This is a genomic window from Kordiimonas sp. (assembly GCF_965216265.1).
Lineage (GTDB): Bacteria > Pseudomonadota > Alphaproteobacteria > Sphingomonadales > Kordiimonadaceae > Kordiimonas.
In genome coordinates this window covers 1,966,477-1,980,411 of sequence record NZ_OZ244153.1, presented here as the reverse complement: position 1 = coordinate 1,980,411, position 13,935 = coordinate 1,966,477, and the positions used below count along the sequence as shown (strand labels likewise).

The following is a 13,935-nucleotide window of genomic DNA, read 5'->3' as shown; positions in this document are numbered from 1 at the left end:
ATCATATTTTGGCGATCATTTTGGGTGGGGTTTTGAGCGGCTCTGCGCGAGGCGGTAGCTTTCGCCGTTCATCTCGAGGATGTGAACATGGTGGGTCAGCCGGTCGAGGAGCGCGCCGGTGAGGCGTTCCGAGCCGAAGGTTTCTGTCCACTCGTCGAACGGAAGGTTGCTGGTGATGATGGTGGAGCCACTTTCATATCGCTCGGAGAAGACCTCGAACAACAGTTCGGCGCCGGTCTTTGAGAGCGGCACAAAGCCCAGTTCGTCAACGATCAGCAATCTGTATTTGGCCAGCTTCTTCTTGTAGCGCAGCAGGGACTTCTCATCCCTCGCCTCCATCAGTTCATGCACCAGGACGCTGGCCGTGGTGAAGCCGACGCTGATGCCCTTCTGGCAGGCGGCCAGCCCGAGACCGAGGGCGACATGGGTCTTGCCGGTGCCACTGGGGCCAAGGGCGATGATATTCTCATAACGGTCCACATACTCTGAGCGTGCGAGCGTGAGCACTAGCATCTTGTTCAGCTCGGGAATGGCCTTGAAGTCAAAGCTGTCGAGGCTCTTGACCGCCGGGAACTTCGCCAACCGGATCCGCCGCTCGATCATCCGCCTTTCCCGGTCGATCAGTTCCAGCTCGGTGAGCCGGGCCAGATAACCGGTATGGTCAACACCTTCAGACGCACACTGGCGGGCCACCTTGTCATAGTCCCGAAGGAAGGTGGGCAGGCGCAGCTTCTTCAGATGGTGGGATAGCAGTATCTGGGGTGCTTCACTCATGACGCTGCCCCCATCAGACACATATAGCTGGACGGGGATGTGGTGCCCACCGTGGCCTTCGGCAGGTAGGGGTAAAGGCTCAGGTCAAGCCGGGCCGGTCGGCGTTCGATCCGGCACAGCACCAGATGCCTGATGGCGTCATAGCCGATGGCCCCCAACCTCAGGGCGTCCTTCACGGCTGCCGACAGCGTCTCCATATCCACGGTGTCCAATAGTCTCAGCACTTGGACATATTCCCGCTTGCCGGCCTTGCCCATGCGGGCTTCCAGCAGGCGGCGCAGTTTGAGGATTTCCTCCGGCAGGTTCCAGCCATCAAGCGGGGCCGCCTGATCAAGGCTCATGATCTTGCGCTCAATCAGCGGCAGGTAATGCAATGGATTGAAGATCATATCCGCCTCGTCATAGGAGCGCTCGTGGCGGGCGATGATCTCCCCGGCACAGCCAATGACCACCTCGCCGACATAGCCCCGGACCCAGACCTCCCGGTGGGCAAAGGCAACAGGCACCGAATAATCATTGCCCTTGTAACGCACCAGCGACAGGGACGTGACCCGACCGGCCTGCTTGTGGCAGGCATCGAAGAACGCCCCCGGCAAGGGGCGCATTGCCGCCAGATCAGCCTGCAGCCGGTCCCCGATGCTCACCTTGTGCCCTGACAGGACATCTGACTGCCGCCTGGTACAAGCGTCCTCCAGATAGTCGTTGAAAGCGTCAAAGCTGGCGAAGGACGGAATGGGGACCATGAAGGTCCGGCGCATATAGCCGACCATGCCTTCAACCTTGCCCTTATCGTTGCCCTTGCCGGGGCGGCCATAGCGGTCCTCTATCAGATAGTGGGACAGGAAGGCCGAGAAGCTGTCGGTCCGCTTGCGCGTGCCATCCGGCAGAATGCGAGATACAAGACAGCGGTCATTGTCGTACAGGACCGACTGCGGCACAGCGCCAAAGAAGGCAAAGGCATGGTTGTGGCCGTCCAGCCAGGCCTCCGTCGTGGCCCGGGGATAGGCCCTGACATAACAGGCATCGCTATGCGGCAGGTCCAGCACGAAGAAGTGGGCCTTCTGCCGCACCCCGCCGATGACCACCTGGGCCTCGCCGAAGTCCGCCTGCGCGTGACCGGGGGTGTGGCTCAGCGGTACATAGACCTCGCGGCTGGTCCGACGGTACTCTCTCACATAGTCCTTGATGATCGTATAACCGCCATCAAAGCCATACTCGGAGCGTAGGCGCTCGAAGATACGCTTCGCTGTATGGCGCTGCTTGCGCCCTACCTGGCGGTCACCCTCCAGAATACTGTCGATGATGTCGGTGTAGCCATCAAGCTTGGGACGCCTGACCGGCACTGAGCGCCGGTAGCCCGGCGGCTCTGAATGCGAGAGCATCTTCGCGACTGTGTCACGGCTGATCCCGAAACGCCGGGCAGCCTCCCGGTTGCTCAGGCCTTGCACATGGCACGCAAGGCGAACCCTTCTGTATAAATCCACTGAATAAATCCTCCGGCCCTCCCATCAAATGGAAAAGCCAAAAAGTGGCAGACTTTTACTCCGCCCGCAGCAACACAACGCCGCCGCTTCAGTGGCCTACTTTTACACCGCCCTATACAGAAATCGGCCTATCGCTGGGATTTTTTACCAGATCTTTTACTGCGGCGGTTGGCCGGTCGCCGCAGCAGTTTATTATTGACCGCCGTATTAGCCGGGCCCGAGCTCAGCTTCGCGATTCTTCACTGTCAATAGGTGCCATTGCGTTTGAGTGTGGATTTTCCTCACATGCACATATGAGCTTCCAATTCCGAAAATACCTGAGCATTACGCCGAGCCAGTTGCGACTAAACCGCTCGGAAACAGCAGATGAAAGTCGCTAGTAACCTGACCGACTCCAATCTCGCCAAAGCCTTTCCCTTGATAAATCTTTCGCTAGTCTTAGTGTGAATCCAGTGCCCTGGATGGCAGTGAAATATTTGGCAGAGACACCTTCTTACATACACCCAATTAAGATTGGGCAGGCTGTTCTATGGTTCAGGCTGCCTTTTTGCACTCAAGCTTCTGCTGCGCGGAACGAGTGCAACCCAGGCTCATATGGAGCGAAGCGGTGACTAACATTGGCAGGTTTTGGGTATAGTCAAAAGAAGCTAGCTATTTTCCCGGTAGATTAAAACATAGCCTTTTTCGGTTTCGATATGTTGAATAGGATAAAGTACTTCTATGGCTTTGATGAACCCATCTGTGTCATCAAGCCGGAAAGAACCGTAAATGGGTAGTGGGTTTAGCCTCACATCTGAAATGGCGATCTGTTTTCGGGATTGTCGATTGATACGATCAATAGTGGTGCTGAGAGGGGCTCCATCGAGGTGTAATACTCCGCTTCGCCAAGAAGAGAAATGGTCAGGGGAACTTTCCTCTTTTTTAAGGATGTAGGCTCCAAGTCTCTGAGTTATATCGGTTTCTTTGTCATTGCCAGATTGGGGCATGGCAGAAGTAGCCTTCTTAACGGCTACCCTTTCCCCGACAGACGCATAAAGCGTTGGACTTTTCTGATTTGCGGGAAGTTTTGCCTCGTGAGCCAAACCTATCTTTACGGTTCCTTCAGTTACACTGACCGTCACATCATTTTCAGTATAGTCGATGTTGAAGGCTGTTCCCACAGCTTGAACCAAAACACCACCGACTTCTACAATAAATTCGCGCTCTTTGTCTTTGGCAACTTCGAAGAAAGCCTCACCTTCATCGAGAACAAGGTAGCGTTGGTCTTTCTGGTAATTAACGGTTACCAGTGAATCACCGTTCAAATATATTTCAGAACCGTCTTCCAAAGCGACATTCCGTATCTCGCCGATCCTGGTTTTATAGTTTTGGTGTACGGGGCCGAATTGCAAAACATTCCCTATCACGAAGAATGCAATGGTGGCAGCAATTAGTCCGGCGGCCAGAATTGGAGAGGATGGTCGCAACCATCGAGAAAAATTCTGCCACAAAGAAGGGATATTATCCGGAGCATGGATAATATCTTCAGAAGGCTTCACTTTGCCTACAGCCTCATAGAGGCTGCTTAGTTCTTCCATTTCTTCCAGTTTTTCCGGCGAGTCTGCTGCCCAATCCATCATCCGACGAAGGTCATCAACTTTACATTTGTGCGCTTCTATGCGGACAAACATATCTGCCACTTCTTTCGAAATGTAGCTTTTGTTTTTTTGTGATCGCTGGGTCACCGTTTACCCCCCTTCAGGTCAACAGCGAGGTGGCGGAGAGCATTCCCTAGGTATTTATAGACCATACGCTCTGACATATTCATTCTGTTGCTTATATCTTGGATCGAATACCCCTCATAGCGTCGATAGTAGAACACCTGTCTCATTTTTCTTGGCATTTTCTTCAAGGATGCTTCAAGGGACACTTTGGTTTGGTTTAATATAGCTTGATCTTCAGGCGAAGCATGTGGGCTCTCAACCTGGTCCTCTTGAAAATCGTGTTTTTTATCAAAAACATTCCGGAGATCGCGTCTGATAAAATCGATGGACAAATTGGAGGCAGTACGAAACAAATAGGCTCTAGGGTGTGCAATCACCTTTTCATTTTGTTTTTTCAGGAACTTTAAATAGGATTCCTGAGTAATTTCTTCAGCTACCTGCTCGCATTTCACCGTTGTCATAACAAACAACTTCAGAGCCTTGTGGTATCTACTATAGAGTGCTGTTAGGTCTTCTGAATTTTCTGCAGGTTGTTGTGGTTCACGGTCGCGGGCTGCGGCCCGTAGAGGGGTGTCGCCTGACAAAGCGTCATCCTGATTTGCAAGATTTCGTTTTCGAAATGAAATAATCATTCTTGTCTCTAGCTTTTAAACCCGCCTGTCATAATCCCAATATAGGTGGGCATCACGCGCAACCATCTATCTATAACGATCCAAAAGAACAAACCTGAACCAAAATATGCATTTTTTTTGATCAGGTAGTTTCTTAGTACGAGGCATGGGCTCCTTGTGTTTTCGAGGAGGGCCGTAGTGGCTAATGCATGAGGGGGCGGATTTAAATTTTTTAGTTTTGAGGTTCAGGTTTCGTCTGACCGTTCGTTTACAGGTGGCGGAGTGAAAATTACGAATGGAGGAAACCGTGTCAAAGAATAAGTCTGCCCGTTTGGGCATGTTGACTGCTGTCAGTATGATACCACTGCTGATGACCCCGGGCCTTGTTTCTAGCCCAGTAGCGGCTGCTCAGGTTGCTTCAGTGGAAAAATTTCAATTTGATATTTCAGGCCAAAACCTGGGGGAGGCGCTTCAGGCGTTTACAGAAGTTACTGGAATTCAGCACCTGTTTAGTGAAGCAGTGATTGCAAAAAAGCCTGTTGGCGGGGTGCGGGGCGCATACACAGCGGCGCAGGCGCTGGATATATTGCTTGAAGGGACAGGCTTCGAAGCTACGCTTACGAGTGCCAAGACCGTTGTCATCAAACGTATAGAAGCCCCCAGTGCGGCTCCTGAGGTTAATGATGAAAAATCAAAGCCTTCTGATGCAGGCGCACGCGCAGAGTCAGCCGTCGCTGAATTTGACGAAATCGTTGTAACCGGTTCACGCATTCGTCGATCAGGGACCACGACGCCAACGCCAGTGACTGTATTGGATTCCGAAGCTTTGGCATTGAATGGCGATACTCGATTGGCTGACACCTTGAATGAACTGCCCGCCATTAGAGCCACTCAAACAACGGGCAATGTTAATACAACGGATGATGCGCAGGAAGCCGGCACCAATTTTCTAAACCTGCGAGGCTTGGGGATTGATCGCACTCTTGTCCTGATTAACGGGCGGCGCCATGTGGGTAGTCGGCCGGGCAGTGCCGCTGTTGATACCAATACTATTCCTGCCGCTCTCGTTGACAGGGTGGAGGTTATCACAGGTGGTGCATCCGCAGTGTATGGTGCTGATGCAGTGTCGGGTGTGGTGAACCTTATTCTGAAGGACGATTTTGAAGGTTTGGCGGTTGATGGTCGCTATGGTGTTTCGGGTGAAGGGGATGGTGAGACCTATTCCCTGTCTTTGACAGGAGGGACAAATTTTGCGGATGACAAGGGGAACATTTACGTAAATGCAACCTATGACAAGTCATCTGTTATTCGGGCAAGCAATAGAAGCTACGCCCGCGAAAATCTTCGTTTTGCCCCGAACCCAAATAATACGAGTTCATCTGACGGCATTGCAGATCAAATTCTTTTTGACAACACTGGTTTCATAGGCACTCCAGCCGGTGGTCAGGTCGTTGGACCAAACTTTGAATCTTTTTCCGAATTCGGTGGGCCTTTCACGTTTGACTCAAATGGCAACATCGTTTCCCAGGATTTAGGCACGCTCGTCTTGTCATACCTTTCCCAAGATGGTGGTTTTGTTGATTTGTCAGCGTATGACCTGCTTGCTGTACCTGTCGAGAGAATGATCTTTTCTGGTGGCTTAAGGTATGATCTCGCGGAAGATATGCGGTTTTTCTTTGATGCCAAATACGCCCGCAACGAGAGTAAAACGGACGGGCAACCCACGTTCGGGCTTGCCGGTGATTTTACCGGCATTCCTGGGTCATTTATTCTTGCAGATAACCCGTATGTTCCAGAAGCGCTAGGGGGCATTCTTGCGACTGAGGGTCTGAACGGATTTTATGTAACAAGAACCAATGTTGACCATGGCGGCCGACAATCGCGGTCACAGCGTGATACGATACAAATGTACGCGGGGGTTGAGGGCCGTTTCACTGACAATCTGGACTATACATTTCACTATCAGTATGGGCGATCAGAAAATACCACAGAGTTCATCAATGAACGGATAAACAGCAGGTACCTGCAACAGATTGATGCTGTTTTGGATGGGAACGGAGAAATCGTTTGTCGTGATGCTTCTGGCGGTTGTGTGCCTTTAAATATACTGGGGCCCAATGCGGCTACTCCGGAAGCGTTGGCTTTCAGTCATGTAGACTTCCTCACGCAAGGCGAATTAACGCAGCACGCTGTCAACTTTACGGTTACTGGTGACACGGCGGGCTCTCTGGAGCTTCAAGGGGGACCGGTCGGGTTTGCCTTTGGTGCTGAATATCGCAATGAAAGTTCTTCCACAGAAGAGGGTGCCCTTCGTAACAGCGGCGACTTGTTTGGTATTTCGCCAGTCGCTGATACTGTAGGTAGCTATGATGTATGGGAAGCATTTGCAGAAGCTAGTTTGCCAATTCTGAGGGATGTTCCTCTTGCTCAGGAATTAAACCTGGAAGGCGCGATACGCTATGCAGATTACAGTACAATTGGTAGTGCCACGACATGGAAGATCGGTGCTGATTGGACACCTGTATCGGATATCCGTTTCCGTGCGGTTCTTTCTCAAGCTGTTCGTGCTCCGAATATTGGCGAACTGTTCGCAGCAGTGGAGCAAAGCAACGTCTTTTTGAATGATCCATGTGATGTTGATTTCATTGACGCGGGGTCAGGAAATCGGGCCGCGAATTGCGCCGCCCTAGGTATTGCACCTGGCTTTCAATCCAATACAGATGCTGTGACAACCGCGATCCTTTCGGGCGGCAATGAGAATTTGCAGGAAGAGACGGCAGATACCCTGACCTTGGGGGTGATCGTGACTCCGTCGTTTATTCCAGACCTTAGCCTGACCGTTGATTATTGGAATATTGATATCAAGGATGCGGTGAACGCCTTTCCTGCACAGGTTCTTTTGAATGGTTGCGTGGATGGCGTTTCAATAGATAACCCTCTTTGTGCTTCTGTAAGCCGTGGCAGTGATGGGAATATTCAGTCAGTTTCAAGTCAACTGATTAATGTGGCCTCTTTTGAAGCCGCAGGTGTTGATTTTGAAATGCGCTACCGCTTGCATCTTGACGAATTGTTTCAAACGGAAGGCAACCTCGATTTCGCTTTAGCTGCAACTTATCTCGATAAGTTAAACTTTTATGCGCAAGAGGGGCGCTCAGAGCCTGATAGAGAAGCTGGTGAGCTTGGTGATCCGAAATGGATCGCTAACTTTCGGGCAACTTACCGAAATGACCGTTGGACAGTAAGCCTTTACGAGCGCTTTTTCGGAAACCAAGTATTTGATTTGTCAGAGCCTGAAGAGTTTCGCGACCCTAATCGCACAGGCAGCGAATTCTATACGGATCTGCAGGTACGGTATTCGTTCAATGACCGAACAGATTTTTACGTCGGCGTGAATAACTTGCTCGACAATGCCCCGCCACAATTGGCTCGAGTTCCGGAAACTCGCGCTTTTGGTGATGACGCTGTGATCTATGACCAGCAAGGGCGTTTCTTCTATTTCGGTTTGGGCGTGAAGCTCTAACAGATCATCCGAGGCTGTTTGCAAACGACATTGGCGCTTAGCTGCAAGCGCCAATGTTCGCATGGGTTAGTGAATTTTATGAATATTGATCAAACCTACTTAGTTGAACAACTCAAAGCCATGTTGGCCATTCCTTCTCCTGTGGGGATGGTTGGTGGTATGTGCCACCATGTGTGCGGTGAATTAGAGAAACTTGGCGTGAATTGGCAACAGCAACGTCGAGGGAGCATTGTTGCAACACTTGATGGTGAACAAAAAAAATCCGACCGCGCTATTTCAGCCCACCTTGATACGCTGGGGGCTATGGTTGTCGGCATCAAGCCAAATGGTCGATTGAAGATACGTCCGCTTGGGCACTGGTCTTCCAGGTTTGCGGAAGGCGCGCGTGTTACCATTCATACAAAAAACACCAATTTCAGGGGCTCCATTTTGCCTGAAAAATCGGCCGGGCATGTATTCAATGAAGAGATAGACTCTCAGTCTGTCAACTGGCATACAGTTGAACTGCGAGTAGATGCCTCGTGTGGTTCTGACCAAGAGGCACGCAAACTTGGTTTAGATGTTGGTAACATCGTTGCACTCGATGCTGAATCTGAATTTCTTCCAAATGGTTATATTTGCTCGAGATATCTGGATGACAAAGCAGGAGTAGCCTGTTTGTTGGCTGCAATTAAGGCCGTAAAGGAGCTTAATCAAAGACTTGCCGTAGAATGTCATCCAATTTTTTCTGTGGCCGAAGAAACTGGTTGTGGGTGTTCTCATGCACCAGACGCTGATGTGGGCGAGCTGATAGCGGTTGACATCGGCCCTGTTGCAACCGGTCAAAACTCCAGTGAGCATACCGTTAATCTGGGCGTTTTGGATACAAGTGGAATTTATGATCGTTCGTTACTGAATAAGCTTGAAGGCTTGTGCGTAAAAAATGCGATCCCTTACAAGTTTGATTCATATCCGTTTTATAGGAGTGATACGCATTCTGCCCAAGTTGCGGGTTTGGATCTGGTAAACGGACTTATTGCTTTTGGTACAGAATCTACCCATGGCTACGAACGGACCCACATAGATTCCTTAATGGCCACGGCCACTTTAATTGCACACTATATGGTAAGTGAAGCATGAGCCAGGTCGCCCCACCCAGACGGGAGCTTACCTCCAGGGCTATCTTAACGGGCATAACGTTAGGTGCCATTTTAACGCCTTGTAATATTTATTCCGGGCTTAAGATCGGCTGGTCTTTCAATATGTCTATTACGTCGGCGCTTCTGAGCTTTGCTTTCTGGAGGCTTATGCACTCTGCGTCCCTCGCAAAGCCTTGGGGGCTTTACGAAAGCAATATCAATCAGACAACGGCCTCCTCGGCAGCCTCCATTATATCCGGAGGACTTGTCGCCCCAATTCCGGCCCTCGCACTTGTTAGTGGGATAGAGTTGCCATGGTACCAACTGATCGCTTGGGTGTTTTCTGTTAGCTTTCTTGGTATATGGGTCGCGTTTTTGTTGCTGAAGCCTTTTCTGGTTTCCTCTTCTTTGCCGTTTCCCGCAGGCGTAGCGACAGCACAGGTCATTACGGACATATTTGCGAAGGGAAAGGAAGCCATTCGAAGAGTATATATGCTTGGAGGTTCGGCTGTTATCGCTTCTTTGATAAAAGCCGTAGACACATATTGGTATTCGCTTCCGCGTTTTTCCCTTCCTGCCGGTTTTGCCATGAACATAGCGGGAGCAAGTAAAAGCATTTTTGTTTCCCTAAAAAACTTGACGTTCTTCCTGGACCCTTCGCCTTTGTTGGTTGGTTTTGGTGCAATTATCGGGCTCAGGATAGGAACATCGCTGCTGATCGGCGCGGTTCTGGCGTGGGGAATAATTGCACCCTTCGCTATTCACATGGGTTGGATACCTATAGAAACATTGTCTGCTGACACAGTATGGTTTGCGGAAGTGGTCGAATGGTTGTTGTGGCCGGGCGTAGCATTGATGGTATTTGCTTCGATTACGTCTTTCGCTCTACTTTTTTTAAAAAAGGAAACTCAAACAGATCAAACTGACGGCGCAGGCTCTGAACCTTACAGAGCGGGAAAAATGGTTTACATTGGTTTGTTGATTGCCAGTATTTTGGTGGTCGGGGCACAAATCCTTTTGTTTGATACAGCTTGGTGGCTGGCTCTTGTTGCGCTTCCCATGGCCTTTGTTTTTGGTGTTGTAGCAGGACGTGTAGTTGGCGAAACGGGTATTCCTCCTATCGGCGCCATTGGTCAAATCACTCAGCTAAATATCGGGATGATAGCCCCGGGTAAGCTGGTTCCCAACCTCACAGCGGCAAATGTCGCAGGTGGTACTGCTGGGCAGTGTGCCGACTTATTGAATGATTTCAAAACCGGTCAAATTATAGGCGCTAATCCGCTTTTCCAGGTCGCAGCACAATGCTTCGGCGTTCTGACAGGGGCCGTTGTTGGCTCACTGGTTTATCTTGCTCTGATACCAGATCCGGTAAACATGTTGATCAGTGAAGAATGGCCGGCTCCTGCGGTGTTGACTTGGAAAATTGTAGCCGAAACCCTGCAGCAGGGATTAAGCTCCATCCCTTATCATGCCCAGATTGCGATGGCTGTTGGTGCTGTTGCCGGTGTTGCGCTGGCTCTGACAGAAAGATTTGGCCCCCGCCGTGTTGTCAAATATTTGCCTGCGGCTCCGGCCTTAGGGTTAGCCTTCGTCATTCCCGCATCTATTTCAGTTGCAATGAGCTTTGGCGCGATAATCGCATTTTGCTTGCAAAAATATGTTCCTGCGTGGAGTGGCAGGTTTCTAATTGCTGCGGCGTCTGGCCTTGTTGCAGGGGAGAGTATTACAGGTGTAATATCATCAATTGTCAGCGTAGCGTTGGGTTAGCTTTGGCGTCCAGTTCAAATGCTGATCCATCAATATGGAAGTTAGTTTTAATCATGTCAGAAGTGATTTAATAGAAACTTTTTTTATTTTTGAAGTGGATCGTCTGGAGCCGCTGATCACTGAGTGATGTTATGCCCGCTTTATTGAGGCGGCCACCTGAAGACTCATCATATAGGGTGAGAGGGTGTAGGCCTGATCATTTACCAAATGAAGACCAAACCTTGTCCCAAAACTAAAGTAAAGACCGCTAAGTCAAAGGTTTAGCAGCCTTTCTCGTTCTGCAGGGCCGGGGTTGGATGTTATCGGGTTAGCTGATTGACCTGCGCCCTTTTCATCGCGCCCAACATCTCCAGTGTCTGCTTGACCGGCAGGTGGCTTTCGCCCACCAGCCGGATGATCTCACGCTTCTCAGCGCCCGGATACTTCATGCGGGGTCTTCCCCATCCCCGATCATGCTTTTTTTGAGCAATCGGTTCTCCAACAACTGCTCAGCCAGCGCTTCCTTGAGGTCGCGTGTCTCGCGCTTCAGGGTTTTGACTTCGTCGGTAGTGGCGGCGCGTTCCGTATCGCCTGCAAGGCGCTTCTTCCCAGCCTCAAGGAACTCTTTCGACCAGCTATAATAGAGGCTTTGGGCAATGCCTTCCCGACGGCACAGCTCCGCAATGCTGCTTTCACCGCGCAGGCCTTCGATCACAATGCGGATCTTCTCTTCGGCACTGAACTAGCGCCGGTTGGCACGGCGGATATCCTTGACCGCCTTCTCGGCGCCGCTTTTTGAACTTGCTGATTTTGCTCTCATCTTCATTCCTTACGTCATTACGATGAGACCAAAATCCTCCTTTAACAATATCTCAAATCTGTCTCATAGTGTCCGTCGTCAGATAAATTGTTACCAGTAGGCGCTTAAAATAAGAGAGGATTTGATCTCATATCTTGTTTTAATTAAGCAGCCTTTGCGTGATGTCGCAAGGCTCGTTGTCTCAAGGTTTGTTGTTTGATTTTTCTCCTTCTGTCCAGGATGGTTGGTCCCCGCCCGAAGTAGACATCTGCAGGGGTCAGGTTGTTCAGGCTTTCATGATATCGCTCGTGATTATAGTAGTGGATAAACTGGCCGATCTCGTGTTCCAGATGGCCGGGTAGATAATAGTTATCCAGGAGAATGCGGTTCTTCAGCGTCTGGTGCCAGCGTTCAATCTTGCCCTGTGTTTGCGGGTGGTATGGCCTGCCGCGAACGTGCCCCATGCCCTTGGTCTTCAGGAAGTCTGCCAGTTCCTCTGCCACATAGGATGAACCATTATCGGACAACAGGCGGGGCATGGCAGCTTTGTCATTACAGCCAGAAGCCTTCAGCGCCTGATCAAGCGTGTCTGTCACATCCTTGGCTTTCATGGTGCTGCAGAGCTTCCAACTGATCACGTAACGACTGTAATCATCCAGGATCGTGGATAGATAATACCAGCCCCAGCCTTTGATCTTGAAGTAGGTAAAATCGGTCTGCCATTGTTCGTTAATACGCGTCGGCTTGTCTTTGAACTCGTCTGCAGCCTTTATCACCACATAGGCTGGGCTGGTGATCATGTTTGCGGCTTTCAGCATGCGGTAAACGCTGGCTTCCGATACAAAATAATCTTTGTTGTCCGTAAACTTTACCGCCAGTTCTCTCGGGCTTAGTTCCGGCTCGTCCAGTGCCATATCATGCACCTGTTTGCGGATATGATCCGGGATACGGTTCCAGGCCTTTCCGGGGTGCGGCTGCCGGTCATTGAGACCGTCAAAGCCCCCGGCCAGATACCGGTCATACCAGCGGTAGAAAGTCGTGCGTGGAATGCCTATCCTGTCCAGTGTCTGGCGTGCCGATAGATGTGACTGTTCGACAGTACGGATGATCTCAAGCTTCTCAGATGCAGAGTATCTCATTCTTCGCACTCCCCATCCCCGACTACGCTTTTTTTAAGTAGTCGTATCTCCAGGGTTTGCTCGGCCACCACTTCTTTCAGGTCCCTGGCTTCCCGCCTCAGATCCTTTACCTCGTCACTGGTGGCTGCACGTACTGCATCGCCCGCCAGACGCTGCTTGCCTGCCTCAAGGAATTCCTTCGACCATTTGTAATACATGCTCTGCGCGATGCCTTCCCGGCGGCACAGTTCGGCAATTGATGTCTCACGGCTTAGCCCTTCCAGGACGATCCGTATCTTCTCTTCGGCTGAATAGATCTTCCGCGTCGCTCGGCGGATGTTCTTAACTGTTTGATCTGCAGCTGACTTGCCGCTTTTTGAACCAGAGGATTTAGCTTTCATTCTTCGTTCCTTACGTCACTTCAAATGAAATCAAAATCCTCTCTTATGCAATTGCCAACTTTGGTTCCATAAGGCCTGACGGGGAACATGCACCCATTTTTTGTTGATGGGTTATTTTCTTCTCTATGCCTTCAACCGGTTCGTGGCGGGCTATGTATGCAGTCGCCCCGACTATGTCAGTGCGGGGCTCGGTCTTGTTCCCATGTTGGGTATCGGACTGCATTCCTTTATCGACGGTATGGTTTACAGCGTGACCTTTTCGGTCAGCATCTTCACCGGCAGCATGGCGACCCTTGGCATGATCTTGCATGAATTCCCGGAAGGCATTGTCACCTATGTGCTCCTCAGGAAAGGCGGGTTCGCGGAACGGTCTGCGCTGAAGTGGGCTTTTCTTGCCGCAGCGCTGACGACACCTGCGGGGATGCTTCTGTCATTCCCGTTTGTCACCGACATCGGCAAGCCGCTGTTGGGGGATTGCCTGGCCCTGTCGGCCGGCGCGCTGATTTATGTGGGTGCCAGTTACCTGCTGCCGGAAGTGGAGCGGCAGTCTCGCAGATATAGTGTCGCGGCATTGGGGGCGGGGGTTTATGTCGCGCTGTTGATAGTCCTAAGCGGCGCCTAGAGCGGCCGACTTGCTGCGATAGAGCGATCCGACCTTTAT

At 50.9% G+C, this 13,935-nt stretch carries 10 protein-coding genes and 1 pseudogene; 5 read left to right on the top strand and 6 right to left on the bottom strand.

Translation table 11 applies throughout. The annotated features are described in order from the left end of the window. Window positions 1-15 precede the first annotated feature (15 nt). Entirely contained in the window at window positions 16-774 is a 759-nt protein-coding gene (gene istB, locus ACOOGA_RS09035) for an IS21-like element helper ATPase IstB (protein ID WP_068143101.1), read from the bottom strand. Further along, entirely contained in the window at window positions 771-2,267 is a 1,497-nt protein-coding gene (gene istA / locus ACOOGA_RS09030; protein ID WP_156431830.1) for an IS21 family transposase, read from the bottom strand. Before istA ends, istB begins: the two co-directional genes overlap by 4 nt. Before the next feature lie 35 nt (window positions 2,268-2,302). Here istA and ACOOGA_RS09025 point away from each other — a divergent pair, with 35 nt between their 5' ends. Further along, the gene (locus tag ACOOGA_RS09025; RefSeq protein ID WP_420430565.1) at window positions 2,303-2,638 is read left to right on the top strand and encodes a helix-turn-helix transcriptional regulator; all 336 of its coding nucleotides are present in this window, start codon (window positions 2,303-2,305) and stop codon (window positions 2,636-2,638) included. A gap of 267 nt (window positions 2,639-2,905) precedes the next feature. Here the strand turns inward: ACOOGA_RS09025 and ACOOGA_RS09020 are convergent, their stop codons facing one another. Then, a complete protein-coding gene (locus ACOOGA_RS09020) occupies window positions 2,906-3,982 on the bottom strand; it encodes a FecR family protein (RefSeq protein ID WP_420430563.1) in 1,077 nt (358 codons plus the stop codon). Beyond that, a complete protein-coding gene (locus ACOOGA_RS09015; protein WP_420430561.1) occupies window positions 3,979-4,593 on the bottom strand; it encodes an RNA polymerase sigma factor in 615 nt (204 codons plus the stop codon). Before ACOOGA_RS09015 ends, ACOOGA_RS09020 begins: the two co-directional genes overlap by 4 nt. A gap of 286 nt (window positions 4,594-4,879) precedes the next feature. On the opposite strand from ACOOGA_RS09015, the gene ACOOGA_RS09010 reads away from it, so the two are divergent. The 3 genes from ACOOGA_RS09010 (at window position 4,880) to ACOOGA_RS09000 (ending at window position 10,977) form a co-directional block, all read left to right on the top strand. Further along, window positions 4,880-8,092 carry a TonB-dependent receptor domain-containing protein gene (locus ACOOGA_RS09010; protein ID WP_420430559.1) on the top strand — a complete coding sequence of 1,071 codons (3,213 nt, stop codon included), beginning with the start codon at window positions 4,880-4,882 and terminating at the stop codon, window positions 8,090-8,092. Window positions 8,093-8,170: 78 nt separating this feature from the next. After that, window positions 8,171-9,211 carry an osmoprotectant NAGGN system M42 family peptidase gene (locus tag ACOOGA_RS09005; protein WP_420430557.1) on the top strand — a complete coding sequence of 347 codons (1,041 nt, stop codon included), beginning with the start codon at window positions 8,171-8,173 and terminating at the stop codon, window positions 9,209-9,211. Further along, window positions 9,208-10,977 carry an OPT family oligopeptide transporter gene (locus ACOOGA_RS09000; RefSeq protein ID WP_420430555.1) on the top strand — a complete coding sequence of 590 codons (1,770 nt, stop codon included), beginning with the start codon at window positions 9,208-9,210 and terminating at the stop codon, window positions 10,975-10,977. The genes ACOOGA_RS09005 and ACOOGA_RS09000 overlap by 4 nt, the downstream gene beginning before the upstream one ends. Window positions 10,978-11,315: 338 nt before the next feature. Here the strand turns inward: ACOOGA_RS09000 and ACOOGA_RS08995 are convergent. Further along, a pseudogene (locus ACOOGA_RS08995) lies at window positions 11,316-11,776 on the bottom strand (transposase); the annotation flags it as partial. Window positions 11,777-11,919: 143 nt separating this feature from the next. Next, window positions 11,920-13,274 (bottom strand): IS3 family transposase gene (locus ACOOGA_RS08990; protein WP_420430553.1). Its coding sequence is split into 2 segments (ribosomal slippage): window positions 11,920-12,927 and window positions 12,930-13,274, totalling 1,353 coding nucleotides; the frame shifts between segments, so codons are not numbered across the junction. A gap of 106 nt (window positions 13,275-13,380) precedes the next feature. On the opposite strand from ACOOGA_RS08990, the gene ACOOGA_RS08985 reads away from it, so the two are divergent. Then, entirely contained in the window at window positions 13,381-13,896 is a 516-nt protein-coding gene (locus ACOOGA_RS08985) for a ZIP family metal transporter (protein WP_420430551.1), read from the top strand. Window positions 13,897-13,935 lie beyond the last annotated feature (39 nt).